Origin of the sequence: Citrobacter sp. RHB21-C05, from assembly GCF_013889015.1 — a bacterium.
Taxonomy (GTDB): Bacteria; Pseudomonadota; Gammaproteobacteria; order Enterobacterales; family Enterobacteriaceae; genus Citrobacter_A; species Citrobacter_A sedlakii.
Genome location: NZ_CP057611.1, coordinates 3072145 through 3097150 on the forward strand (window position 1 = coordinate 3072145; position 25006 = coordinate 3097150).

General features: G+C 57.6%; 22 protein-coding genes. 12 read left to right on the top strand and 10 right to left on the bottom strand.

What is annotated here, in order from left to right; translation table 11 throughout:
• Window positions 1-142: 142 nt before the first annotated feature.
• Together HVX72_RS14790 and HVX72_RS14795 are read left to right on the top strand one after the other, a co-directional pair.
• A complete protein-coding gene (locus HVX72_RS14790) occupies window positions 143-1426 on the top strand; it encodes a citrate synthase (protein WP_042285358.1) in 1284 nt (427 codons plus the stop codon).
• Between the two features lie 180 nt (window positions 1427-1606).
• Window positions 1607-2659, top strand: a complete 1053-nt coding sequence (locus tag HVX72_RS14795) for an AbrB family transcriptional regulator (protein WP_181821769.1) — start codon at window positions 1607-1609, stop codon at window positions 2657-2659.
• A gap of 26 nt (window positions 2660-2685) precedes the next feature.
• Here the strand turns inward: HVX72_RS14795 and nei are convergent, their stop codons facing one another.
• From nei to ybgI, 8 genes are all read right to left on the bottom strand, one after another.
• Window positions 2686-3477, bottom strand: coding sequence for an endonuclease VIII (gene nei, locus HVX72_RS14800; RefSeq protein ID WP_181821770.1), 792 nt, complete (start codon window positions 3475-3477; stop codon window positions 2686-2688).
• A gap of 22 nt (window positions 3478-3499) precedes the next feature.
• On the bottom strand, window positions 3500-4144 hold the full coding sequence (pcp, locus tag HVX72_RS14805; protein WP_181821771.1) for a pyroglutamyl-peptidase I: 645 nt from the start codon (window positions 4142-4144) through the stop codon (window positions 3500-3502).
• A 9-nt stretch (window positions 4145-4153) separates the two neighbouring features.
• Window positions 4154-5149, bottom strand: coding sequence for a DUF979 domain-containing protein (locus HVX72_RS14810; RefSeq protein WP_181821772.1), 996 nt, complete (start codon window positions 5147-5149; stop codon window positions 4154-4156).
• Window positions 5146-5874: a DUF969 domain-containing protein gene (locus HVX72_RS14815; protein ID WP_042285372.1), complete on the bottom strand. Its 729-nt coding sequence runs from the start codon at window positions 5872-5874 to the stop codon at window positions 5146-5148. Before HVX72_RS14815 ends, HVX72_RS14810 begins: the two co-directional genes overlap by 4 nt.
• Window positions 5875-5949: 75 nt before the next feature.
• Window positions 5950-6684: a 5-oxoprolinase subunit PxpA gene (gene pxpA, locus HVX72_RS14820; protein ID WP_181821773.1), complete on the bottom strand. Its 735-nt coding sequence runs from the start codon at window positions 6682-6684 to the stop codon at window positions 5950-5952.
• Window positions 6674-7606, bottom strand: coding sequence for a 5-oxoprolinase subunit PxpC (pxpC, locus tag HVX72_RS14825; RefSeq protein WP_042285378.1), 933 nt, complete (start codon window positions 7604-7606; stop codon window positions 6674-6676). Before pxpC ends, pxpA begins: the two co-directional genes overlap by 11 nt.
• Window positions 7600-8256: a 5-oxoprolinase subunit PxpB gene (pxpB, locus tag HVX72_RS14830; RefSeq protein ID WP_060568887.1), complete on the bottom strand. Its 657-nt coding sequence runs from the start codon at window positions 8254-8256 to the stop codon at window positions 7600-7602. The genes pxpC and pxpB overlap by 7 nt, the downstream gene beginning before the upstream one ends.
• Before the next feature lie 21 nt (window positions 8257-8277).
• Window positions 8278-9021, bottom strand: a complete 744-nt coding sequence (gene ybgI, locus HVX72_RS14835) for a radiation resistance protein YbgI (RefSeq protein WP_042285382.1) — start codon at window positions 9019-9021, stop codon at window positions 8278-8280.
• A 266-nt stretch (window positions 9022-9287) separates the two neighbouring features.
• Here ybgI and HVX72_RS14840 point away from each other — a divergent pair, with 266 nt between their 5' ends.
• Window positions 9288-10769 (top strand): MFS transporter, encoded by a 1482-nt coding sequence (locus HVX72_RS14840; RefSeq protein ID WP_181821774.1) that lies wholly within the window; start codon window positions 9288-9290, stop codon window positions 10767-10769.
• A gap of 222 nt (window positions 10770-10991) precedes the next feature.
• Here the strand turns inward: HVX72_RS14840 and phrB are convergent, their stop codons facing one another.
• Complete coding sequence (gene phrB / locus HVX72_RS14845; RefSeq protein WP_181821775.1) at window positions 10992-12413, bottom strand: deoxyribodipyrimidine photo-lyase; 1422 nt, start codon at window positions 12411-12413, stop codon at window positions 10992-10994.
• 142 nt (window positions 12414-12555) lie between these two features.
• Window positions 12556-12762, bottom strand: a complete 207-nt coding sequence (locus HVX72_RS14850; RefSeq protein WP_042285391.1) for a YbfA family protein — start codon at window positions 12760-12762, stop codon at window positions 12556-12558.
• Window positions 12763-13070: 308 nt separating this feature from the next.
• On the opposite strand from HVX72_RS14850, the gene kdpF reads away from it, so the two are divergent.
• From kdpF to potE, 9 genes are all read left to right on the top strand, one after another.
• Window positions 13071-13160, top strand: coding sequence for a K(+)-transporting ATPase subunit F (gene kdpF / locus HVX72_RS14855; protein ID WP_042285393.1), 90 nt, complete (start codon window positions 13071-13073; stop codon window positions 13158-13160).
• Window positions 13160-14839, top strand: coding sequence for a potassium-transporting ATPase subunit KdpA (gene kdpA / locus HVX72_RS14860; RefSeq protein ID WP_181821776.1), 1680 nt, complete (start codon window positions 13160-13162; stop codon window positions 14837-14839). The genes kdpF and kdpA overlap by 1 nt, the downstream gene beginning before the upstream one ends.
• A gap of 17 nt (window positions 14840-14856) precedes the next feature.
• On the top strand, window positions 14857-16905 hold the full coding sequence (gene kdpB / locus HVX72_RS14865; RefSeq protein WP_060568891.1) for a potassium-transporting ATPase subunit KdpB: 2049 nt from the start codon (window positions 14857-14859) through the stop codon (window positions 16903-16905).
• A gap of 7 nt (window positions 16906-16912) precedes the next feature.
• On the top strand, window positions 16913-17479 hold the full coding sequence (kdpC, locus tag HVX72_RS14870; RefSeq protein WP_042285401.1) for a potassium-transporting ATPase subunit KdpC: 567 nt from the start codon (window positions 16913-16915) through the stop codon (window positions 17477-17479).
• The gene (gene kdpD, locus HVX72_RS14875) at window positions 17479-20166 is read left to right on the top strand and encodes a two-component system sensor histidine kinase KdpD (RefSeq protein ID WP_181821777.1); all 2688 of its coding nucleotides are present in this window, start codon (window positions 17479-17481) and stop codon (window positions 20164-20166) included. Before kdpC ends, kdpD begins: the two co-directional genes overlap by 1 nt.
• Window positions 20163-20840 (top strand): two-component system response regulator KdpE, encoded by a 678-nt coding sequence (gene kdpE, locus HVX72_RS14880; protein ID WP_042285405.1) that lies wholly within the window; start codon window positions 20163-20165, stop codon window positions 20838-20840. The genes kdpD and kdpE overlap by 4 nt, the downstream gene beginning before the upstream one ends.
• Window positions 20841-21119: 279 nt before the next feature.
• Window positions 21120-21224: a leader peptide SpeFL gene (gene speFL, locus HVX72_RS14885; RefSeq protein ID WP_106875989.1), complete on the top strand. Its 105-nt coding sequence runs from the start codon at window positions 21120-21122 to the stop codon at window positions 21222-21224.
• 256 nt (window positions 21225-21480) lie between these two features.
• On the top strand, window positions 21481-23679 hold the full coding sequence (gene speF / locus HVX72_RS14890) for an ornithine decarboxylase SpeF (RefSeq protein ID WP_181821778.1): 2199 nt from the start codon (window positions 21481-21483) through the stop codon (window positions 23677-23679).
• A complete protein-coding gene (gene potE, locus HVX72_RS14895) occupies window positions 23676-24995 on the top strand; it encodes a putrescine-ornithine antiporter (RefSeq protein WP_042285407.1) in 1320 nt (439 codons plus the stop codon). The genes speF and potE overlap by 4 nt, the downstream gene beginning before the upstream one ends.
• The last annotated feature ends 11 nt before the right edge of the window (window positions 24996-25006 follow it).

The window sequence follows — 25006 nt, forward strand, 5'->3', positions numbered from 1 at the left end:
GAATAACAAACCGGTAACAGTTAATTTTATGTTTACACAAACTCATTCCCGCTGCGTCAACGCGGCACGCGTGAAGGACGATGTGTAGAAGACAGATCTCACCTGTGCAGTCTCAAGCAATAAGGCGCTAAGGAGACCGTAAATGGCTGATACAAAGGCAAAACTCACCCTCAATGGTGATGCTGCTATCGAACTGGACGTGCTGAAGGGCACGCTGGGTCAGGACGTTATTGATATTCGTAGTCTGGGTTCAAAAGGCATGTTCACTTTTGATCCGGGTTTCACCTCTACCGCATCCTGCGAATCCAAAATTACGTTCATCGACGGCGATGAAGGGATTTTGTTACACCGCGGCTTCCCGATCGATCAGCTGGCCACCGACTCCACCTACCTGGAAGTGTGCTACATCCTGCTGTACGGCGAAAAACCGACGCAGGCTGAATACGACGAGTTCAGAACCACGGTGACCCGTCATACCATGATCCACGAGCAGATCACCCGCCTGTTCCACGCCTTCCGCCGCGACTCACATCCCATGGCGGTAATGTGCGGGATCACCGGCGCGCTGGCGGCGTTCTATCACGACTCGCTGGACGTGAACAATCCGCGCCACCGCGAAATCGCGGCCTTCCGTTTGCTCTCCAAAATGCCGACGATGGCAGCGATGTGTTACAAGTATTCGATCGGTCAGCCATTCGTTTACCCGCGTAACGACCTCTCCTATTCCGGTAACTTCCTGAATATGATGTTCTCTACGCCGTGCGAAACGTATGAAGTGAACCCGGTGCTGGAACGTGCAATGGACCGTATCCTGATCCTGCACGCTGACCACGAGCAGAACGCTTCCACCTCCACCGTTCGTACCGCAGGTTCTTCCGGCGCCAACCCCTTTGCCTGTATCGCGGCGGGCATCGCTTCCCTGTGGGGACCGGCACACGGCGGCGCGAACGAAGCGGCTCTGAAAATGCTGGAAGAAATCAGCTCAGTTAAACACATTCCGGAATTTGTTCGTCGCGCGAAAGATAAAAACGACTCTTTCCGCCTGATGGGCTTCGGCCACCGCGTGTACAAAAACTACGACCCGCGCGCCACCGTAATGCGTGAAACCTGCCATGAAGTGCTGAAAGAGCTGGGCACGAAAGATGACCTGCTGGAAGTGGCCATGGAGCTGGAACACATCGCGCTGAACGACCCGTACTTCATTGAGAAGAAGCTCTACCCGAACGTGGACTTCTACTCCGGTATCATTCTGAAAGCGATGGGGATTCCGTCCTCTATGTTCACCGTGATCTTCGCGATGGCACGTACCGTCGGCTGGATTGCGCACTGGAATGAAATGCACAGCGAAGGCATGAAAATCGCCCGTCCTCGTCAGCTGTATACCGGCTACGATCAGCGTGATTTTAAGTCTGACATTAAGCGTTAATGCTTTACGCATCCGGCGTCCCCCACGCCGGATGCGTGCCAGCGCGCTCCGGCTCTCCCCCCTGCCGGAGGGCCTGTTAACCGCACCATCCCCTCTTTTATTGACCCGCGTTATTTTAATCTGCTCACACTTTCTCTATGATTTCCTGAGATTTCGCTAAACGTTATTCAGGAGCAGGGAATGCCATCTTTGCAGTGGGGCGCCTTATTTGTCTTGTCGTTACTTCTTTCCCTGCTGTTCCTGTACGTTCATCTCCCGGCGGCGCTGTTGCTCGGCCCGATGCTGGCAGGCATTGTGTTTAGTCTGCGCGGGTTGCCCCTGAAACTGCCCCGTACCGCCTTCCTCGCCGCCCAGGCGATCCTCGGCTGCATGATTGCGCAAAACCTTACCGGCTCCATCCTCACCACGCTTGCCCTTCACTGGCCGATGGTCCTGGCGGTGCTGTTGGTTACGCTGCTTTCCAGCGCGGTAGTGGGCTGGCTGTTGGTGTGCTACAGTTCGCTGCCGGGCAACACCGGCGCGTGGGGCTCTTCGCCCGGCGGCGCGGCGGCGATGGTCGCCATGGCGCAGGACTATGGCGCGGACATCCGTCTGGTGGCATTTATGCAGTATTTACGCGTGTTGTTCGTTGCGGGGGCGGCGGTGCTGGTCACCCGCCTGATTCTTGGCGACAGCGCAGAGGCCGTCAGCCAGCAGGTGGAATGGTTTCCGCCGCTGAGCGTTAACTTACTGTCTACCCTGCTGCTGGCGGCCATTGCGGGTCTTGCCGGACGGCTGTTGCGGATCCCGTCCGGTACGATGTTGCTGCCGATGCTGGCAGGCGCGTTGCTGCATACCAGCGGGACGATGGTGATTGAACTGCCGGAGTGGCTGCTGGCGATTGCCTATATGGCGATTGGCTGGCGCATCGGTCTGGGCTTCGATAAACAGGTGTTTTTCATGGCGCTGCGCCCCCTGCCGCAAATACTCGCCTCCATCTTTTCCCTGATGGCGATTTGCGCGGCAATGGCCTGGGGCCTCGCGCACTACATGCAAATTGATTTTATGACCGCCTACCTCGCCACCAGCCCCGGCGGGCTGGATACCGTGGCGGTGATCGCCGCTGGCAGCAACGCCGATATGGCGCTTATCATGGCGATGCAAACCCTGCGCCTGTTCAGCATCTTGCTGACCGGCCCGGCGGTGGCGCGTTTTATTTCCACCTACGCGCCAAAACGGCCATCACAGCGCTGAAAAACGTCGCGTGGCCAGACTGCTCGCTATTTTTGACAGTGCGGACACCAGTAAAATGGGCGCGACGAAAGCGTGGTTTTTTCAATGATCCCGCCACAGCGCTCGCACGTTTCACCGTCACGGTGGAACACATGAAAGCGAAACAGCGCGCCATGGTGTTTATTCTCATCCACCCGCCCACGCGTGGTATAGGACAGGCGCGGAATATCCAGCAGAGCGTGGGATAACGCGTCGAGTTGTTTCGCATTCAACGCGTTCGCTTTGTGACTGCCGTTTAGTCCCACCTGCCAGAGGATCTCGACGCGCAGGTAGTTACCCAGCCCGGCGAGAAATGCCTGATCCAGTAGCAGCCCGGCAAATTGTCGATTGCGAAAACGGGGCGAAAGCAGACGTTCTTTTACCGCTTCAGCCGTCAGACGCGGATCGAGCACATCCGGGCCAACGCGCTGTAAAAAGGGATGGGTAGTAAGTTGCTCCGGCGTCAGCATCTCAATATCCGAGGCGCTGTAGAGCAGAATGGCTTTATCCGCCGTTTGCAGCCGCACGCGCAGCACGCGGGTGGTCTGCGGCGCTTCACCGCTGTCCACCACTCGCCACACGCCGTAAAGCTGATTGTGGCTGTACAACGTCAGGCCGTCGGAAAAATGGGTCAACAGCGCTTTACCACGCGTTTCCATTTCCGTCACTCGCTGCCCTTGTAGCTGTGATTCAAAGGGTTTTAACTGCGCAAAGGCAAACCAGACGTCCGTCAACGGTTTACCTTTGATCGCCGCCTCCAGGGTATCCGCCGCGCGGCGGATCTCCGGGCCTTCAGGCATGATACTGTCCTTATCGATAGTGTTAGTGGGTTGCGCCGCCCGTCACCACAAGATCCTTTTCGACCTGTAGCGCGGTCTCAATGGCGATTTCCAGTGCCTGACGCACCGTTTCCGCCGCCATGCTGGGCGCGCCCGGATGCGCCGCCGCCTGCTGCGGTAGATAAGGGATATGAATAAATCCGCCCTTCACCTCCGACAGGCCGCTTAATTTATGCAGCAGCCCGTACATGACATGGTTGCAGACAAAGGTGCCGGCAGTTTGCGATACCGACGCCGGCACGCCCGCCTCACGCATCGCGCTCACCATCGCTTTGATCGGCAGCGTGCTAAACCAGGCCGCCGGACCGTCGATCACTATCGGCATATCCACTGGCTGCTGGCCTTTATTATCCGCGATGCGGGCATCATCGACGTTGATCGCCACGCGCTCAACGGTGATATCCGAACGCCCCCCGGCCTGACCAACCGCCAACACCAGCGCCGGAGAGAGCGCGTCAATCGCCGCATTCAGTACGCTGAGCGATTCGCCAAATACGCAGGGTAACTGGCGCGCAACCACGCGACATCCGCGGATAATTGCGTTGTCGAGGCGCGACACCACTTCCCAGGAGGGGTTAATCTGTTCGCCGCCAAACGGCTCAAAACCGGTGATCAATACCGTTTTCATCCTTCCTCCTTACAGGAACATCAGGAAATACATCAGGAACACGTTGACGATAAGCAGCAACACGCCGGTCGGCACCTGCGCTTTAATCACCGCGTTTTTATCCGGCAGCTCCAGCAACGCGGCAGGAACAATGTTGAAGTTTGCCGCCATCGGCGTCATGAGCGTACCGCAGTAGCCGGAAAACATGCCAATCGCCGCCATCACCGCCGGATTGCCGCCGTGCTGGAGCACCAGAATCGGAATGCCAATCCCTGCCGTCACGATCGGGAAAGCGGCAAAGGCGTTGCCCATCACCATCGTCAACAGTGCCATCCCGAGGGTATACACCGCCACCGCGATAAAGCGGCTGTCAACGGCGAGGTATTCCTGAGTCAGATACGAAATGCCGCTGCCCACGCCTGCGGCGGTGAACAACAGTCCCAGCGTCGCGAGGATCTGCGGCAGAATAAACGCCCAGCCGATGGAGTCGAGCAAACGCCGCGCTTCCTGAATCGGCTGATGGACCTTCTCGTGCGTCATTTTGATCGCCATGCCGAGGCCGATCAGCGAACCTGCGGTCATGGAAAACAGCGTGACCAGGGTAGCGTGGTTACCCGACCCGAACAGCCCTTCCTGTAAACCGGGAATATGGTTGAACATCAGCACGCCGATCACCGTCACTACCGGAATCGCCAGCGCCGGATAAAACAGGCGGTTGCCGAGACGCGTCGCGCTCTCTTCACGTTGCTCACGGGTACGCTGATGATAGCTGCCGAGCTTTACGCCGCCAAATCCGGCAATCAGCGCCATCAACACCACGGCAATGCCAACGGCGATATTCACCGCGCGCTTGTCACCCACTAACTGATAGGTCCAGTCGCCCAGTAAAAACAGCAGACCGTAGACGCCCCAGAATAATCCCGTCGTCAGCCGTCGCGGGTTGGCTTTGTCCCGCCAGGACATCAGAGCGACAATCAACAGAATAACGCCTGCCAGCCAGTAGAGGTAGCTTTGCTGAAAATTCATTGCGCATCTCCTTTACCCGCGTTCGCCGCACTGGCTTTCGCCATCTCACGTTGCAGATAGTTATCGAGCCGCCACAGGCGCGCGCCGTGGATCAGAAACGCGCAGATCGCCGTGGGGATCCCCCACAGCGCAATGTGCAGCGGTTCGGTCTGGATCCCGCCGGATTCCAGCATAAAGTTGTGCATGAAGATGATCGCGCCGAACGCGACGAAGATATCTTCGCCAAAGAACAGCCCAACGTTATCGGTCGCCGCCGACATCGCCCGCAGGCGATAGCGTACCGCGCCAGGCAGCTGGCCGTAATTCTTCTCCGCCGCGCCTTCCGCCATCGGCGCCAGCAGAGGACGCACCATCTGCGGATGGCCGCCGAGGCTGGTCAGCCCCAGCGCAGCCGTCACTTCACGGATAAAGAGGTACACCACCAACAGACGACCCGCGGTGGCGCTGCGAATTTTCGCGATCCACGTCTGGGCGCGTTCTTTGAGACCGTGACGCTCCAGCAGACCGATCACCGCAAGCGGGATCAACAGAATAAACGGCAGATTGCGGGTATTGAGAAAGCCTTCTCCCAGTTTTTCGAGGATCGTGGCGATCGGCATCTGCGCCGCCAGTCCGGTGACGATCCCGGCCACAATGACCACCAGCACCGGGTTAAAGCGTAAAAGAAACCCGACCACAATGACGGCAATGCCCATCAGTGGCCAGAGAGTGATAGCATCTCCCATAATCCATTCCTTGTCTGTTGTGTTTTTGTTGTGTCGTACGTCAGCGCGTCGTCCTCTTTGGGACGACGTCATTGTTTAAGCTGTAATGTGAATACCGCGCGTCGTAAACGCTTCGCGCAGACGTCGGGCAAAAGCGAGTGCGTGCTCGCCGTCACCGTGAATGCACACAGTCTGGGCGACCACGCTGGCCCACGCGCCGGTCACACTCTGCACGCGGCCGCTTTCCACCATTCCCAGCGTTTGCGCCAGCGACTGTTCCTCGTCGTCGATCAGCGCTCCCGGCTGGCTACGCGGCACCAGCGAACCGTCAGGCTGGTAGCCGCGGTCGGCGAATACTTCCTGACGGGTGACAAGTCCGTAACGCTCACCCGCACGGATCAGTTCGCTGCCCGCCAGTCCGACCAGAACCAGCGCGGGGTCACAGGCATGTACCGCTTTCGCGATCGCGTCCGCAAGCTGCGGGTCTTTCGCCGCCTGGTTGTAGAGCATCCCATGCGGCTTGACGTGACGCAGAACGCCGCCCTCCGCTTTCGCGATCGCCGCCAGCGCGCCGACCTGATACAGCGTCTGCGCGTAGACGGTTTCCGGCGGCAGGGTCATTGCCGTACGGCCAAAGTTTTCCCGGTCGGGAAAGCTGGGGTGCGCGCCAATGGCGACGCCGTTTTTTAGCGCATTTCGCACGCTCAACAGCATGGTTTGCGCATCCCCGGCATGAAACCCGCAGGCAATATTGGCCGAAGAGACCAGCGTTAACAGTTCCGCATCGCTTGCGCAGCCTTCGCCGAGGTCCGCATTCAAATCAATGTTCATTGCTCAACCGCCATGTCAGTTGTTCAAGATAGCGCCGCTGGTCCTGGCGCGCTTTCAGCGCGTCTTCCAGCGAACACTGGACAAAATGAATCGGCTGACCGAGCGGGATCTGCGCCAGATGGTACATATCCGCTTCGATAATACAGGCGATTCGCGGATAGCCGCCGGTGGTCTGAGCGTCGTTCATTAATACAATCGGCTGACCGTTGTGCGGCACCTGCACCACCCCGGGCAGCAATCCGTGGGACAGCAGTTCACGTTCGGTGGTGCGTTTTAGCGGCTGTCCCTGCAGCCGGTAGCCCATCCGGTTACTTTGCGGACTGAGGTACCACGGCGAACGCCAGAACGACGCCTGCGATGCCGTATCAAACTCGTGATATTCCGGCCCCGGCAGTGCGCGAAGCCGGTTTCCCCACAGCAGCTGTTTTACCCCCTGGGCGCCGAGGAATTGCCGCGCCGGTGCGCCAATGGCGAGGCGGTCGCCGTCCCGGAGCAGACGCCCTTCGAAACCGCCAATCCCGACTTTCAGGTCCGTACTGCACGACCCCATGACTTCAGGTACGGCAATGCCTCCGGCCACCGCCAGGTAGCTGCGCATACCGTGTTGCGGACGCTTTAACGCCAGACGCTGACCCGCTTTTACCGGCAGTCGCCAGCCTGTCCAGACCGGGTGCTCATCCAGTTTCGCTTCGCACCCTGCGCCGGTCAGGGCAAACCAGCCGTCGGCCTCAAATTCGACCACCAACTGTCCGAGCGTAATTTCCAGCACGGGCGCGTTGGCGTCGTTGCCGACCAGCAAATTGGCGATATGCATGGCGGGTCGATCCAGCGCGCCGCAGTGGCTGATACCGGACTGGCGAAAACCGTGACGGCCACCATCCTGTACCGAAGCGTACATTCCCGCGCGAATAATCTTCAACATACCCCCTCCTTCTGCGGGATAAAGCGCACGTTGTCGCCGGGACGCAGCAGGACCGGTTCATCCTGCGTCGGATCGAACAGTTTCCGCGGCGTGTGTCCGATGAGCTGCCAGCCGCCCGGCGTCGCGAGCGGATAAATGCCCGTCTGCGAGCCACCGATCCCGACAGAACCTGCCGGAACGATCAGGCGCGGTTCGGCGCGTCTGGGCGTATGCAACGGTTCCGGTAAGCTCCCAAGATAGGGAAAACCGGGTTGGAAACCTAAAAACCAGACCACGTACTCAACCGACGCGTGTAGTTCGACCACCTGCTTTTCGCTCAGCCCACTGTGACGAGCCACCAGAGCGAGATCGGGACCGCCCGCGCCGCCGTAAACCACCGGGATATCAATATTGCGCGAGTCGGGCTCCAGCGCCTCGCTTTCTTCCCACCAGCGCTGCAAACGCTCAATGGCATCCAGCGCCAGGGTTTGCGGCTCCCGCAGGATCACCGTGATATTGTTCATCCCTGGGATAGCTTCAATCACATTTGGCATGTCGACCAGACGCTGGGTCAGTCGCCAGATACGTTTCTGGCTCGCCAGCGTCACGGGGGGTTCTAGCTCCAGTACCACCGCCGTTTCGCCTAACAGATAACAGCGCGCTCGTTGCACTTGCGTTCCTCTTCGTCTTTTTTACGCGGGATTCGGTATGTCAATAAACGTCACATCCAGATCGGTATTTTCATTCAACCAGTCGCTGAGGGCGCGAATACCGCCGCGTTCGGTGGCATGGTGCCCGGCGGCGTAAAAATGCAGCCCCTGCTCGCGCGCCGAATGAATGGTTTGTTCAGAGACTTCGCCCGTAATGAACGCGTCTACGCCAAAGCGGGCGGCGCTGTCGATAAAACTTTGTCCGCCGCCGGTGCACCAGGCGACGCGGGTGACCGTCTCCGGCCCGGTATCGCCGCACCATAACGGTTTACGCCCAAGACGCGCTTCAATCCATGAGGCCAGTTCCAGTCCAGGCACCGGCATCGACAGTTCGCCCCAGGGCACCAAGGGTTCGATCTCCCCCATCACGTTGATGCCAAGCAGGGCGGCAAGCTGCGCGTTGTTGCCCAGTTCAGGATGCGCGTCCAGCGGCAGGTGCCAGCCATAGAGGTTGATATCATTTGCCAGCAGCGTTTTCAGGCGGTTACGCTTCATGCCGCGAATCACCGGAGATTCGCCCTTCCAGAAATAACCATGGTGAACGATGACCGCATCAGCCTGCAGGCGTACCGCTTCATCCAGCAATGCCTGGCTGGCCGTGACGCCGGTGACGATTGTTTGCACCGTCGCTTTGCCTTCAACCTGTAAACCGTTAGGCGCGTAATCGCTAATCGCCGCGCTGTTGAGTTTCTCGTTGATCAGTTGTTCCAGTTCGGTGTTTTTCATCATCGCTCCCTTGTTCGTCTATGCGATACGTTAAAATAGCCTTCGGGCGTCCGTTCGTCGATAGCCAATTCACTGACACATTAAGAAACAATCCCGTCGTTTTTTAGCGTGAAAAGCGCGCCCTTCCGTGAGAGAATTCATGTATATTTATGCAATCAGACAGCATATTGCAAAAATAATCCTCTCTGTATCGACATTGTAACGTTAAGGAACCCCCGCCGCGCGGCGTTTTATCCGCTGGGCGCGCAAGCTATTCTGGTATCACAATGAATAAAGCATCATCTCAACCGCGGGCGATTTACTACGTCGTCGCGCTGCAAATCTGGGAATACTTCAGTTTTTACGGCATGCGCGCCCTGCTGATCCTCTATCTCACCAACCAGCTTAAATACGACGATACCCACGCCTATGCGTTATTCAGCGCTTATTGTTCGCTGGTCTATGTCACGCCGATTCTTGGCGGTTATCTCGCTGATAAAGTGCTCGGTAACCGCATGGCGGTAATGCTTGGCGCTTTTCTGATGGCGGTCGGGCATCTGGTCCTCGGCGCCAGCGAAATTGCCCCCACCTTCCTTTATTTGTCGCTGGCAATCATTGTTTGCGGCTATGGCTTGTTCAAATCGAACATCAGTTGTCTGCTGGGTGAGTTGTACCAGCCGGACGATCCACGCCGTGACGGTGGGTTTTCGCTGCTATACGCGGCGGGCAATGTGGGTTCGATCGTCGCACCGATCGCCTGCGGGTATGTCCAGGAAGAATACAGTTGGGCGATGGGCTTCGCGCTGGCGGCCATCGGCATGATCGCCGGGTTGATCATCTTCCTTTGCGGCAATCGCCACTTCGCGCACACCAAAGGGGTGAACAAAGCCGCGCTGTGCGCCCGGCCGTTTCTCCTGCCCAACTGGGGCTGGCTGCTGGTCCTGTTGGTTGCCGCGCCGCTGGTCATTACCGTTCTGTTCTGGCAGGACTGGTCGGTTTACGCGCTGATTGCCGCCACCGTCATCGGTCTGGCGGTGCTGAGTAAAATTTATCGTCAGGCAGAAAACCAGAAGCAGCGTAAAGAGCTGGGCCTGATCGTGACCCTCACCGTCTTTAGCCTGCTGTTCTGGGCCTTTGCCCAGCAGGGCGGCAGCTCCATCAGCCTGTATATCGATCGCTTCGTAAACCGCGATATTTTCGGCTATTCGGTTCCTACCGCCATGTTCCAGTCGGTAAACGCCTTTGCCGTGATGCTCTGCGGCGTGGTGCTGGCCTGGCGGGTAAAAGAGAGTATGGGGGGTCGCCGCAGCGTACGCATCTGGGGCAAATTCGCTCTCGGCCTCGGTCTGATGAGCGCCGGATTCTGCATTCTGACCCTTAGCGCCCGTTGGTCCGCAGCCTATGGCCACTCTTCCATGCCGCTGATGATCCTCGGTCTGGCGGTGATGGGCTTTGCAGAGCTGTTTATCGACCCGGTGGCGATGTCGCAGATTACACGTATTGAAATCCCTGGGGTAACTGGCGTATTAACCGGCATTTATATGCTGCTTTCCGGCGCGATTGCCAACTATCTGGCGGGCGTTATTGCCGACCAAACGTCCCAGAGCGCGTTTGACGCCAGCGGCGCGATCAACTATTCCATCAATGCTTATATCGATGTGTTCAGTGACATCACCTGGGGCGCGCTGGCCTGCGTCGGGCTGGTACTGTTGATCTGGCTGTATCAGTCGCTTAAATTCAGAAACCGCCCGCTGGCGATTGAGTCCTGAGTTAACGGGCATGAGTGGCTGGGCGCCGTGACCCGATCGTCTTCGTTAAGGTCGGTTACCCGCAGCACCCAGCCACGCTCGCTTCCCTGTGTCTGCATGGTGTGGGCAATGCGTAGCGCCGCCTCCCGCTGACCTTCTTTTTTCCCTGCTGACGTCCCTGCAATAAACCATCCTGTAGCCCCTGGCTATGTCCTTCCAGGCTACCGGGTGACATAAATGACCTTACGCGCCTTTTCTTGCCGCTTCATAGGCGGCAAGCGTCGCCGCGCGGGCCTGTTTATGATCGACGATGGGCTGCGGGTAGTTAAGCGTGACGCCTGCTTTTTTTGCCCATTTCCACGGTTCGTGAATCGCGTTTCCAGGCACGTCGCGCAGTTCCGGGAGCCACTGACGAATAAACTTACCGTCGCGATCGAATTTTTCCCCCTGCGTTGTTGGGTTAAAAATACGAAAATAGGGTGCGGCGTCAGTACCTGTGGAGGCCGCCCACTGCCAGCCGCCGTTATTGGCGGCGAGATCGCCATCAATAAGCTGCGACATGAAATAGCGCTCGCCCTTGCGCCAGTCGATCAGCAGGTCTTTCACCAGGAAACTGGCGGTAATCATTCGCAGACGGTTATGCATCCAGCCGGTAGCATTAAGCTGGCGCATAGCCGCATCAACAATCGGAAAGCCGGTTTGCCCCGTCTGCCAGGCGCTGAAATGCGCCGCGTTATCCTGCCAGGCTACCTTTTCCGTCCAGCCGATAAATGGGCGGTATTTACACAGCGCAGGGTTCCAGGTCATCAGATGCCGATAAAACTCTCGCCAGATAAGCTCGTTCAGCCAGACGCTGCCCGGCCCGCCGTCCAGTGCGTCAGGCTGTTCGGCGAGCAGGCGGTGCAGACACTGGCGCGGCGATAACCCTCCCGTCGCCAGAGCGGCAGATAAACGGCTGGTGCCGTCGATAGCGGGAAAATCCCGCTGCTGTGCGTATTCACCCGCCCCCTGCTGGCAAAACTGGCGCAGTCGGGCTATCACCGTTTTTTCGTCCACCGGGAAAAGCGTGGTGTCTGCCTCCTGCTGCGGATAGGTAAACACGATTTTTTGACGCCGCTGCGCCAGGGGCGAATTTTCTCGCGCGGCTGGCGCCGCCACACATTCAGGCATGGCCTCTTTCAAGCGCTTAAGCCAGGCATTTTTAAACGGGGTAAAAACTTTATACATTTCCTGATTGCCGGTCATCACCGATCCCGGCGGCAGAATCACGCTGTCGTCAAACCCTTCACATACCACCTCAGGCAGCGCTTTTTCTACCGCCGCATCCCGTTCGCGTTCGTTGACCTCATACTGATAGTTGTAAAAAAGATGGCTGACATCATGCTGCCTGCAGACCGCTTTTACCGTTTCGACGCTGGCGGTAAAGTCGTCCGCTTCGGCGGTGAGCAGCGGGATGCCCTTCTCCGCGAGGGAGGCCTGCAACCCTTCGAGTTGCGCACGGATCACCCCCGCCTGACGCGGCGACATAGTGTGATCTGCCCATTGGCGGGGCGTGGAGATAAAGAGCGCCAGCACGTGCGCATTACGATGGCGACAGGCGGCGGAAAGCGCGAGATTGTCATGCAGACGGAGATCGCGGCGGAACCAGACCAGATGGGTGGGCATAGAACTCCTGTTAAAATAACGCGATACGTTTCACGATAATGATTTTTATGTCCTTACAGCCGGGTCCTTTAGGCGCTAAGTGTAGTCGCAGACATAAAAAAACCGCCACATGACTGTTGGCGGTTTTTTTGTCGGTCAATGATCAGTAAAAATCGCAGGTCGCTTTTTCTGCCTGGTCCATCCACACCGGCTTGTCGCTGGTTTTCGACCAGACGCGGTGCAGGTAGCTGTAAAAACGGGCGCGATCTTTCCAGAACAGCATGACCGGCAGCGCCAGGACTCCCGCCAACACGGCGAAAGTACGGCGTAAGAACACAACATGCGCGGGATAATCTTTATAGAGTCCCATACTTTCTCCCCTTTTATATCTTCGGTGAATTGCACCGTGAAAATGAATTTGGTTATCTGATGAAAATTGTACCGCCTTGCCTGTAATTTTACTACTCATCCGACCACTTATTTTTAGCGGTTTAGGCTTTATTTACCTTCATTACGTAATTAAGTTACATAAAAGTTAAATTAATACTAATCATTAGTTAAATAATGGTCTCTGCCATTTTTATACTTTTTTTACACCTTACCCGCCAATTTTTGCGAAATCTTTGCAGGCAGATATTTACCCTTTGATTATCACCATTATGCCACTGGAGGTGCACTGTGAGTGCAGGCGTGATAATCGGTATCGTACTGATTTTCTTATTATTAGGTTATCTGGTATATGCGTTAATCAACGCGGAGGCATTCTGATGGCTGCGCAGGGATTTCTACTTATTGCCACGTTCTTAGCGATGCTGTTCTTACTTGCCAGACCCCTGGGAGTCGGACTGGCGCGTTTGATTAACGATACGCCGCTTCCGGGCACAGCAGGCATTGAGCGTCTGCTCTGGCGGGCGCTGGGGATTTCCCAACGGGAAATGAACGCCCGGCAGTATGTGCTGGCTATTCTCGCGCTGAATGTGTTGGGGCTGGCGGCGCTGTTCGTCATGCTGATGTGTCAACAGCGCTTGCCGTTAAATCCGCAGCAGTTGCCGGGCCTGTCATGGCATCTGGCGCTCAATACGGCAATAAGTTTTGTCACCAATACCAACTGGCAGGCTTACGGCGGAGAAACGACCCTTAGCTATTTCAGCCAGATGGTCGGCCTGACAGTACAAAACTTTTTGTCAGCGGCCACCGGGATTGCCGTCGTGTTCGCGCTGATACGCGGATTTGTCCGTCAGAGCGCCAGCACCCTGGGTAATGCCTGGGTCGATCTGGTACGTATTACCTTGTGGATCCTGTTCCCCCTCGCGTTACTCATCGCGCTGTTCTTTATTCAGCAAGGGGCGCTGCAAAACCTGCTGCCGTATCAGCCGTTCACCACCCTCGAAGGGGTGCAACAGTCCCTGCCAATGGGACCCGTCGCCTCTCAGGAAGCGATAAAAATGCTGGGCACCAACGGCGGCGGCTTCTTTAACGCTAACTCGGCGCATCCGTTTGAAAACCCGACCGCGCTGACCAATCTGGTGCAGATGCTGGCGATCTTTTTGATTCCGGCGGCACTGTGCTTTGCGTTTGGCGACGCGGCAGGCGATCGCCGCCAGGGGCGAATGCTGCTGTGGGCAATGTCGCTGATTTTTATCGTCTGCGTGGCGGTAGTGATGTGGGCGGAGGTGCAGGGTAACCCGCATCTGCTGCAATACGGCGCCGACAGCAGCCTGAATATGGAGGGGAAAGAGAGCCGCTTTGGCATTCTGGTCAGCAGTCTGTTTGCCGTGGTCACCACCGCCGCGTCCTGCGGAGCGGTCATTGCCATGCATGACTCCTTTACTGCGCTGGGCGGGATGGTGCCCATGTGGTTGATGCAGATCGGTGAAGTGGTGTTCGGCGGCGTCGGCTCAGGCCTCTACGGTATGCTGCTGTTCGTGATGCTGGCGGTATTCATTGCCGGCCTGATGATTGGCCGCACGCCGGAGTATCTCGGTAAAAAGATCGACGTGCGCGAAATGAAAATGACCGCGCTGGCGATTCTCGTTACCCCCGCGCTGGTCCTGATCGGCAGCGCGCTGGCGATGATGACCGAGGCGGGACGCAGCGGCATGCTTAACCCCGGCCCTCACGGCTTTAGCGAAGTGTTGTATGCGGTCTCCTCGGCAGCCAATAACAACGGCAGCGCCTTTGCCGGTCTGAGCGCGAACTCACCGTTCTGGAACTGTCTGCTGGCCTTCTGCATGTTTGTCGGTCGCTTCGGGGTGATTATTCCGGTCCTGGCGATTGCCGGTTCGCTGGCGGTGAAACAGCGCCAGCCTGCCAGCCCGGGTACGCTGGCGACCCACGACGCGCTGTTTGTCGGGCTGCTGATTGGCACCGTACTGTTAGTCGGCGCGCTGACCTTTATTCCTGCACTGGCGCTTGGCCCAGTGGCTGAACACCTTTCCTTACGCTGAGCACGGAGCACATGACTATGAGTCGCAAACAACAGGCGCTTTTCGAACCGTCATTGGTCGCTCAGGCGCTGATGGACGCCGTGAAAAAATTAAGCCCCCATACCCAGTGGCGCAATCCGGTGATGTTTATCGTCTGGATCGGCAGCCTGCTGACTACCCTGATAGCCATCGCGATGGCTGGCGGGCAGATGCCTGGCAGCGCGCGGTTTACCGGCGCGATCGCCCTGTGGTTATGGATCACCGTGCTGTTCGCTAATTTTGCCGAAGCGCTGGCGGAAGGACGCAGTAAAGCCCAAGCCAACAGCCTGAAAGGGGTGAAAAAAACCGCCTTCGCCCGCAAACTGCGCGAGCCGAAATACGGCGCGCAAAGCGATCGTGTGGCGGCGGACCAACTGCGTAAAGGCGATATCGTCCTCGTGGAAGCCGGCGATATCATTCCCTGCGATGGCGAAGTCATTGAAGGCGGCGCGTCGGTGGATGAGAGCGCCATTACCGGCGAGTCTGCGCCGGTGATCCGTGAATCCGGCGGCGACTTCGCCTCGGTCACCGGCGGGACGCGTATCCTCTCCGACTGGCTGGTAATCGAATGCAGCGTCAATCCAGGCGAAACCTTCCTCGACCGGATGATCGCCATGGTCGAAGGCGCGCAGCGTCGTAAGACGCCAAACGAAATCGCCCTGACCATCCTGCTGATTGCCCTTACCCTCGTCTTTTTGCTGGCAACGGCAACGCTGTGGCCGTTTTCCGCCTGGGGCGGCCATCCGGTGACCGTGACCGTACTGGTGGCGCTGCTGGTGTGCCTGATCCCGACCACCATCGGCGGATTGCTCTCCGCGATCGGCGTGGCCGGCATGAGCCGGATGCTCGGCGCGAACGTTATCGCCACCAGCGGACGTGCAGTGGAAGCAGCGGGCGATGTGGATGTCTTGTTGCTGGATAAAACCGGCACCATCACCCTCGGCAACCGTCAGGCGTCACAGTTTCTGCCAGCCAGCGGCGTGGATGAACGCACGCTGGCGGACGCGGCGCAGCTTTCTTCGTTAGCGGACGAAACGCCGGAAGGCCGCAGTATCGTTATCCTCGCCAAGCAGCGTTTTAATCTGCGCGAGCGCGACGTGCAGTCGCTGCATGCCACTTTCGTCCCGTTCACTGCCCAGAGCAGGATGAGCGGTATTAACATCGATAACCGGATGATCCGTAAAGGATCGGTGGATGCGATTCGCCGCCACGTCGAGGCTAACGGCGGGCAGTTCCCGCCTGATGTCGAGCAAAAAGTGGACAGCGTCGCCCGCCTGGGCGCCACGCCGCTGGTGGTCGTGGAAGGCGCACGCGTACTGGGGGTTATCGCGCTTAAAGATATTGTCAAAGGCGGCATAAAAGAACGTTTCGCCCAACTGCGCAAAATGGGCATTAAAACGGTGATGATCACCGGCGACAACCGTCTGACCGCCGCCGCCATCGCCGCCGAGGCGGGGGTGGATGACTTCCTCGCCGAAGCCACGCCGGAAGCCAAGCTGGCGCTGATTCGCCAGTATCAGGCGGAAGGACGCCTGGTGGCGATGACCGGGGACGGCACCAACGACGCGCCAGCGCTGGCTCAGGCTGACGTCGCGGTGGCGATGAACTCCGGCACCCAGGCGGCGAAAGAAGCGGGTAATATGGTCGATCTCGATTCTAACCCCACCAAGCTGATTGAAGTGGTGCATATCGGCAAACAGATGCTGATGACACGCGGTTCCCTGACAACTTTCAGTATCGCTAACGACGTGGCGAAATACTTCGCGATTATTCCGGCTGCCTTTGCCGCAACGTACCCGCAGCTTAATGCACTGAATATTATGCGTTTGCATTCGCCGGATTCCGCGATTCTCAGCGCGGTCATTTTTAATGCGTTGATCATTGTCTTTTTGATCCCCCTGGCGCTGAGAGGCGTGCGCTACAAACCGCTCTCCGCCTCTGCGATGCTGCGCCGCAACCTGTGGATTTACGGTCTCGGCGGTCTGCTGGTGCCGTTTATCGGAATCAAAATCATTGATGTTCTGCTGACCCTGCTGGGTCTGGTGTGAGGGATATATGAATCAACTACGTCCATTCTTGTCGACGCTGATTTTTCTGATGCTGTTGACCGGCGGGGTTTACCCGCTGCTGACCACCACACTGGGACAGTGGTGGTTTGCGCCGCAGGCCAACGGCTCGCTGATTATTGACAATAACATCGTGCGCGGCTCTAGGCTTATCGGGCAAAACTTTACGGCGGAAGGATATTTCCACGGTCGCCCTTCCGCTACCGCCGACATGCCTTATAATCCGATGGCGTCTGGCGGCAGCAACCTTGCCGTCAGCAATCCTGAGCTGGATCAGCAGATCCAGCAACGGATAGCCGCCCTGCGCGCCGCCAACCCGCAGGCCAGCGCTACGGTGCCGGTTGAACTGGTCACGGCGTCCGCCAGCGGTCTGGATAACAACCTGAGTCCGGCCGCCGTCGCCTGGCAGATCCCGCGTGTCGCCAACGCGCGCAATTTACGCGTTGAAACGGTGAGGCAACTGGTCGCAAACTATACCCAAACGCCGCCGATTGGCTACCTCGGCCAGCCAGTGGTCAATCTCGTGGAACTGAATTTAGCGCTGGATAAGCTCTGATGGTTAATGAAGAACCGCTCCGCCCGGATCCCGATCGTCTGCTGGAGCAGACGGCGGCGCCGCACCGGGGAAAACTGAAAATTTTCTTCGGCGCCTGCGCGGGCGTCGGGAAAACCTGGGCAATGCTGGCCGAAGCGCAACGTTTGCGCGCCCAGGGGCTGGATGTTCTGATTGGGGTGGTGGAAACCCACGGACGCAAAGAGACCGCCGCCCTGCTGGAGGGGCTGGCGATTTTACCGCTGAAACGCCAGGCGCATCGCGGGCGTCACATCAGCGAGTTCGATCTCGACGCCGCCCTCGCCCGCCGTCCGGCGCTGATACTGATGGACGAACTGGCGCACAGCAACGCGCCTGGCTCACGTCATCCGCGACGCTGGCAGGACATTGAAGAACTGCTTGAAGCCGGTATCGATGTGTTCACCACCGTGAATGTCCAGCACCTGGAAAGTCTCAATGATGTCGTCAGCGGCGTCACCGGTATCCAGGTGCGCGAAACCGTTCCGGACCCTTTCTTTGACGCCGCCGACGAAGTGGTGCTGGTCGACCTGCCACCTGACGATCTTCGCCAGCGCCTGAAGGAAGGCAAAGTGTATATCGCCGGTCAGGCCGAACGCGCCATTGAACATTTCTTTCGCAAAGGCAATCTCATCGCCCTGCGCGAACTGGCCCTGCGGCGCACCGCCGACCGGGTGGACGATCAAATGCGCGCCTGGCGGGGACGCCCCGGCGAGGAAAAAGTCTGGCACACACGCGACGCCATTCTGTTGTGCATTGGACACAATACCGGCAGCGAAAAGCTGGTGCGCACCGCCGCGCGTCTGGCGTCCCGGCTGGGCAGCGTCTGGCATGCGGTGTACGTCGAGACGCCCGCCCTGCACCGTTTACCGGAAAAGCAGTGGCGGGACATTCTCAGCGCCCTGAGGCTGGCGCAGGAGTTGGGGGCGGAAACGGCCACCCTTTCCGATCCCCGTGAAGAGAAAGCGGTGGTTCGCTATGCCCGCGAGCATAACCTGGGCAAAATCGTGCTGGGACGCCCACCGGGACGGCGCTGGTGGCACAAAGCGTCTTTCGCGGACCGGCTGGCGAAACGCGCGCCGGAACTGGACGTTATGATTGTCGCGCTGGACGAGTCGCCGCTACGCCCACTCTCCGCCCTGCCGGATACCCGCAGTTTTAAGGACAAATGGCGGGTGCAAATTCAGGGCTGTCTGGTCGCCGTCGCCCTTTGCGCGCTGACGACATTCATTGCCAGCCAGTGGCTGGCGGCCTTCGACGCCGCCAACCTGGTGATGCTGTATCTGCTGGGCGTGGTGGTTATCTCTCTTTTTTATGGCCGCTGGCCGTCGGTATTTTCTACCGTGATCAGCGTGGTCAGCTTTGACCTGTTCTTTATTGCCCCGCGCGGCACGCTCGCGGTATCCGACGTTCAGTATCTGTTGACCTTCGGGGTGATGCTCACGGTGGGCCTGGTGGTGGGGAATCTCACCGCTGGGGTGCGCTACCAGGCGCGCGTGGCGCGTTATCGGGAACAACGTACCCGTCATCTGTATGAAATGTCGAAAGCGCTGGCGATGGACCGCAGCGAGAAAGATATTGCCGTCACCAGCGAGCAATTTATCGCTTCCACGTTTCACGCCCGCAGCCAGATTCTGTTACCGGATGCGCAAGGCAGTCTGACGCCGCTGACCCACGCCAGGGGCATGACGCCCTGGGACGATGCGATCGCCCGCTGGAGCTTTGACAAGGGCCAACCGGCTGGCGCGGGCACCGATACCCTTCCCGGCGTGCCGTACCAGATCCTGCCATTGCGCAGCGCGGACAAAACGTACGGGCTGGCGATCGTCGAGCCGGGAAACCTGCGACAACTGATGATCCCTGAACAACAGCGCCTGCTGGAAACCTTTACGCTGCTGGTGGCGAACGCCCTCGAGCGCCTGACGCTCACTGCCAGTGAAGAACAGGCGCGTCTGACCAGCGAGCGGGAAAGCCTGCGTAACGCCCTGCTCGCTGCGCTCTCTCACGATCTGCGCACTCCGCTGACGGTGCTGTTTGGCCAGGCGGAAATTCTCACCCTCGATCTGGCCAGCGAAGGTTCCGCGCACGCGAAGCAGGCCAGTGAAATTCGTCAGCATGTGCTGAATACCACCCGGTTGGTGAATAATCTGCTGGATATGGCGCGCATTCAGTCAGGCGGCTTTAACCTGAAAAAAGAGTGGCTGACGCTGGAAGAAGTGGTGGGCAGCGCGCTGAAAATGCTGGAGCCGGGGTTACTTCACCCGGTCAATCTCTCCCTGCCAGCCCCGCTGACGTTGATCCATGTTGATGGCCCGCTGTTTGAACGGGTCCTGATCAATCTGCTGGAAAACGCCATTAAGTATGCCGGACCGCAAGCGGAGATCGGCATTGACGCCCATGTCGAAGGCGACCAACTGCTGCTTGACGTGTGGGACAACGGACCGGGGATCCCCGAGGAACAGCAGCAGCCGATCTTCGACAAATTCGCCAGAGGTAATAAAGAGACCGCGGTACCCGGCGTCGGGCTGGGACTGGCGATCTGTCGGGCGATTGTTGAAGTGCACGGCGGCGCCATTGCCGTCTATAATCGCCCCCAGGGCGGCGCCTGTTTTCGTGTTACACTGAAGCAAGAAGCGCCACCAGAACTTGATGATTTTCATGAGGATATGTGACAAACGTTCTGATTGTAGAAGATGAACAGGCCATTCGCCGTTTTCTGCGCAGCGCGCTGGAAGGCGACGGACTGCGTGTATTCGAAGCGGAAACCCTGCAGCGTGGACTGCTGGAGGCAGCCACGCGGAAACCGGATCTTATTATTCTCGATCTTGGCCTGCCGGATGGCGACGGCATCGATTTCATCCGCGATCTGCGGCAGTGGAGCGCCGTCCCGGTGATCGTGCTTTCTGCCCGCAGCGAAGAAAACGATAAAATTGCCGCCCTTGACGCGGGCGCGGATGACTATCTGAGTAAACCTTTTGGTATTGGCGAACTGCAGGCGCGTCTGCGCGTGGCCCTGCGCCGTCATGCCGCAACCCCTTCCCCTGATCCAGTTGTCCGCTTTTCCGACATCGTGGTGGATCTCGCCGCGCATCTGATTCATCGCGGCGAAAGTGAAATTCACCTTACGCCGATTGAGTTCCGCCTGCTGGCCGTCATGCTCAACAATCCGGGAAAAGTGTTAACCCAACGGCAGCTGTTGAATCAGGTTTGGGGGCCGAACGCGGTCGAACATAGCCACTATCTGCGTATTTATATGGGTCACCTGCGGCAAAAGCTGGAGCAGGATCCGGCCCGTCCCCGGCATTTCATCACCGAAACCGGCATTGGCTATCGTTTTATGCCATGAATGGTTATTCATTATTTTTAAATAATTCTAAAAATTAATTTTTAATATACCGCACTGCCTTAATAATAATTATGGCGGCATAAGTTTATTCTCACAAAAAATAACAAAACACAAATCTATAACATATAAAACACATTTTGATATCTTATCTGCCATCATGCATAAAAAACGACTAAATATTTTGCGAATGATCGTTTTTTGTTGATCTCCTTCACGGATCGGACTGTTTTCCTGGATAAAATACCCTCACCTTCTACTGATAAAGGAAAGGTAACCAAAATGGAAAACAATAACCGCTTAATGCCCCATATCAGGCGAACAACACATATTATGATGTTTGCCCACCGTAATAGTTTTGACTTTCATTTCTTTAACGCCCGTTAGTCGTTCGACTATGGGCACGTCAGCATACAGGTCTTCCTGACTCGCTGTATCACAGGCCTGCGCCTGTATCTCCAAGTGCTCACACTGCGTAAACCTGAATTTGCCTGTAACCGGACAGGTAAGGTTTTTTGCATCCTAAAAAAAGCAATTCACTGATTTTATTTATCAGGGGATGGACTTTGCTTTTATTCCGGCGCTATCAGTTTCTCATTTGAGAAATTGAGGACCTGCTATTACCTGAAATAAAGAGATGAACATGTCTGAATTAAAAATTGCCGTAAGCCGTTCCTGCCCCGACTGCTTCTCAACGCAGCGTAATATTGTAAATGTGGATGAAACCCATTTTATTGACGTGGCGGCGGTCGTGTTATCGGTCAATGATATTGAACGAGGTAAACTCGAAGAAATTGACGCCACCGGCTACGGTATCCCGGTGTTTGTCGCGACCGAAAATGAAGAGCGCGTCCCGGCGGAATTCCTGCCGCGTATCTCGGGTGTTTTCGAGTGCCATGAAGCCCGTAGCGTCTATTATGGTCGACAACTGGAAACTGCGGCGAGCCACTATGAAACGCAGTTACGTCCACCGTTCTTCCGTGCGCTGGTCGATTACGTTAACCAGGGTAACAGCGCCTTTGACTGCCCCGGACACCAGGGCGGCGAGTTTTTCCGTCGCCATCCTGCTGGCAACCAGTTCGTTGAGTATTTTGGCGAAACGCTTTTCCGCGCCGATCTGTGCAACGCTGACGTGGCGATGGGCGACCTGCTGATCCACGAAGGCGCGCCGTGCGTCGCCCAGCAGCACGCGGCAAAAGTGTTTAACGCCGATAAAACTTATTTTGTGCTGAATGGAACGTCATCATCGAACAAAGTGGTGCTCAACGCGCTGCTGACGCCGGGTGACCTGGTGCTGTTCGATCGTAACAACCACAAGTCAAACCATCACGGCGCATTATTGCAGGCGGGCGCCACCCCGGTATATCTGGAGACCGCGCGTAACCCGTATGGTTTTATCGGTGGGATCGACGCCCACTGCTTTGAAGAGCGTTATCTGCGGGAACTGATCGGCGAAGTCGCGCCTCAGCGCGCCCACGATGCGCGTCCGTTCCGCCTGGCGGTGATTCAGTTGGGTACCTACGACGGCACCATTTATAACGCCCGTCAGGTGGTGGATAAGATTGGTCATCTGTGCGACTACATTCTGTTTGACTCCGCGTGGGTCGGCTATGAACAGTTTATTCCGATGATGGCGGACTGCTCACCGCTGCTGCTGGAACTGAACGAAAACGATCCGGGCATTCTGGTGACCCAGTCGGTGCATAAACAACAGGCTGGCTTCTCCCAGACCTCGCAGATCCATAAAAAAGACAGTCATATCAAGGGGCAGTCACGTTATGTGCCGCATAAGCGCATGAATAACGCCTTTATGATGCATGCCTCCACCAGCCCGTTTTATCCGCTGTTCGCAGCGCTGGATATCAACGCCAAAATGCACGAGGGCGCCAGCGGCCGCAATATGTGGATGGACTGCGTGGCGAACGGCATCGACGCCCGCAAGCTGATCCTTGAGAACTGTCAGTATATCCGTCCGTTTGTCCCGGAAACGGTGGACGGGAAACCGTGGCATGTCTGGCCAACGGCGACTATCGCCAGCGATCTGCGTTTCTTCCACTTTGTACCCGGCGAAAGCTGGCACGCGTTCGAAGGCTACGCAGAGCATCAGTATTTTGTCGACCCCTGCAAGCTGCTGTTAACCACCCCGGGCATTAATGCGCGGACCGGCGAATATGACGACTTTGGCGTTCCGGCCACCATTCTCGCCAACTTCCTGCGCGAAAACGGCGTCGTACCGGAAAAATGCGATCTCAACTCGATCCTGTTTCTGCTGACCCCGGCAGAAGACATGGCGAAATTGCAGCAGCTTGTCGCACTGCTGGTGCGTTTCGAAAAACTGCTGGCGTCCGACGCGCCGCTGGCCGACGTACTGCCCTCCATCTACAAGCAGCATGAAGCACGCTACGCCGGATACAGCCTGCGCCAGCTGTGCCAGGAGATGCACGACCTGTACGCGCGCCACAACGTTAAGCAGTTGCAAAAAGAGATGTTCCGTAAAGCGCATTTCCCACGCGTCAGCATGAATCCGCAGGAGGCAAATTACGCCTATCTGCGCGGCGAGGTGGAACTGGTGCCGCTGCCGGAAGCCGAAGGCCGTATTGCCGCGGAAGGCGCGTTGCCTTACCCGCCGGGGGTGCTGTGCGTCGTGCCCGGCGAAGTCTGGGGCGGCGCGGTGCTGCGCTATTTCAGCGCGCTGGAGGAAGGGATCAACCTGCTGCCGGGCTTTGCGCCGGAGCTGCAGGGGGTCTACATCGAAGAATGTGATGGTCGTAAGCAGGTGTGGTGCTACGTGATCAAAGCGCGACAAGAGCATGACGGTCTGCTGAAAGGAGAAACATTATGAGTAAAGCCAAAGCCAACAAAATGGGCGTGATGCAGCTTACCATTCTGACGATGGTCAACATGATGGGCTCCGGGATCATCATGCTACCGACCAAGCTGGCGGAGGTCGGCACCATTTCGATTATCTCCTGGCTGGTCACCGCTGTCGGATCCATGGCGCTGGCCTGGGCGTTCGCCAAGTGCGGCATGTTCAGCCGCAAATCTGGCGGCATGGGCGGCTACGCGGAGTATGCATTTGGCAAGTCCGGCAACTTTATGGCCAACTATACCTATGGGGTGTCGCTGTTAATCGCCAACGTGGCGATTGCCATTTCCGCGGTGGGCTACGGGACCGAGCTGTTCGGCGCGACGCTCACGCCGGTGCAGATTGGCCTCGCCACCATCGGCGTTCTGTGGATCTGTACGGTTGCCAACTTCGGCGGCGCGCGGATTACCGGGCAGATCAGCAGTATTACGGTCTGGGGGGTGATCATTCCGGTGGTTGGCCTGTGCATCATCGGCTGGTTCTGGTTCAGTCCGACGCTGTACGCGAACTCATGGAACCCGCATCACGTGCCGTTCTTTACCGCCGTCGGGTCGTCTATCGCCATGACGCTGTGGGCTTTCCTCGGCCTGGAGTCCGCCTGCGCTAACGCGGAAGTGGTGGATAACCCTGAACGCAACGTGCCGATAGCGGTTCTTGGCGGTACGCTTGGCGCAGCGGTGATTTACATCGTCTCCACCAACGTGATTGCCGGGATTGTGCCGAACATGGACCTGGCCAACTCCACGGCCCCGTTTGGTCTGGCGTTTGCCCAGATGTTCACGCCGGAAGTGGGGAAAGTGATCATGGCGCTGATGATCATGTCCTGCTGCGGTTCCCTGTTGGGCTGGCAGTTCACCATCGCTCAGGTGTTTAAATCCTCTGCCGATGAAGGCTATTTCCCGAAAATCTTCTCGCGGGTGACTAAGGTCGATGCGCCGGTACAGGGGATGCTGACTATCGTGATTATTCAGAGCGGACTCTCGCTGATGACCATTAGCCCGTCGCTGAACAGCCAGTTTAATGTGCTGGTCAACCTGGCGGTGGTCACCAATATTATTCCGTATATCCTGTCGATGGCCGCGCTGGTGATTATTCAGCGGGTGGCGAACGTCCCGCCAGCGAAAGCGAAAATGGCAAACTTCGTGGCGTTTGTTGGCGCGATGTACAGCTTCTACGCGCTCTACTCGTCGGGGGAAGAAGCGATGCTGTATGGCTCGATTGTCACCTTCCTCGGCTGGACGCTATACGGACTGGTATCGCCGCGCTTTGAGCTGAAGAATAAGCACGGGTAAGTTAGCCCCCA

What these genes read in the sequence shown, in the direction of transcription:
- HVX72_RS14790 (WP_042285358.1), top strand. Translation starts at nt 143, where the DNA reads ATGGCTGATACAAAGGCAAAACTCACCCTCAATGGTGATGCTGCTATC.
- HVX72_RS14795 (WP_181821769.1), top strand. Translation starts at nt 1,607, where the DNA reads ATGCCATCTTTGCAGTGGGGCGCCTTATTTGTCTTGTCGTTACTTCTT.
- nei (WP_181821770.1), bottom strand. Translation starts at nt 3,477, where the DNA reads ATGCCTGAAGGCCCGGAGATCCGCCGCGCGGCGGATACCCTGGAGGCG.
- pcp (WP_181821771.1), bottom strand. Translation starts at nt 4,144, where the DNA reads ATGAAAACGGTATTGATCACCGGTTTTGAGCCGTTTGGCGGCGAACAG.
- HVX72_RS14810 (WP_181821772.1), bottom strand. Translation starts at nt 5,149, where the DNA reads ATGAATTTTCAGCAAAGCTACCTCTACTGGCTGGCAGGCGTTATTCTG.
- HVX72_RS14815 (WP_042285372.1), bottom strand. Translation starts at nt 5,874, where the DNA reads ATGGGAGATGCTATCACTCTCTGGCCACTGATGGGCATTGCCGTCATT.
- pxpA (WP_181821773.1), bottom strand. Translation starts at nt 6,684, where the DNA reads ATGAACATTGATTTGAATGCGGACCTCGGCGAAGGCTGCGCAAGCGAT.
- pxpC (WP_042285378.1), bottom strand. Translation starts at nt 7,606, where the DNA reads ATGTTGAAGATTATTCGCGCGGGAATGTACGCTTCGGTACAGGATGGT.
- ybgI (WP_042285382.1), bottom strand. Translation starts at nt 9,021, where the DNA reads ATGAAAAACACCGAACTGGAACAACTGATCAACGAGAAACTCAACAGC.
- HVX72_RS14840 (WP_181821774.1), top strand. Translation starts at nt 9,288, where the DNA reads ATGAATAAAGCATCATCTCAACCGCGGGCGATTTACTACGTCGTCGCG.
- phrB (WP_181821775.1), bottom strand. Translation starts at nt 12,413, where the DNA reads ATGCCCACCCATCTGGTCTGGTTCCGCCGCGATCTCCGTCTGCATGAC.
- HVX72_RS14850 (WP_042285391.1), bottom strand. Translation starts at nt 12,762, where the DNA reads ATGGGACTCTATAAAGATTATCCCGCGCATGTTGTGTTCTTACGCCGT.
- kdpA (WP_181821776.1), top strand. Translation starts at nt 13,160, where the DNA reads ATGGCTGCGCAGGGATTTCTACTTATTGCCACGTTCTTAGCGATGCTG.
- kdpB (WP_060568891.1), top strand. Translation starts at nt 14,857, where the DNA reads ATGAGTCGCAAACAACAGGCGCTTTTCGAACCGTCATTGGTCGCTCAG.
- kdpC (WP_042285401.1), top strand. Translation starts at nt 16,913, where the DNA reads ATGAATCAACTACGTCCATTCTTGTCGACGCTGATTTTTCTGATGCTG.
- kdpD (WP_181821777.1), top strand. Translation starts at nt 17,479, where the DNA reads ATGGTTAATGAAGAACCGCTCCGCCCGGATCCCGATCGTCTGCTGGAG.
- speFL (WP_106875989.1), top strand. Translation starts at nt 21,120, where the DNA reads ATGGAAAACAATAACCGCTTAATGCCCCATATCAGGCGAACAACACAT.
- speF (WP_181821778.1), top strand. Translation starts at nt 21,481, where the DNA reads ATGTCTGAATTAAAAATTGCCGTAAGCCGTTCCTGCCCCGACTGCTTC.
- potE (WP_042285407.1), top strand. Translation starts at nt 23,676, where the DNA reads ATGAGTAAAGCCAAAGCCAACAAAATGGGCGTGATGCAGCTTACCATT.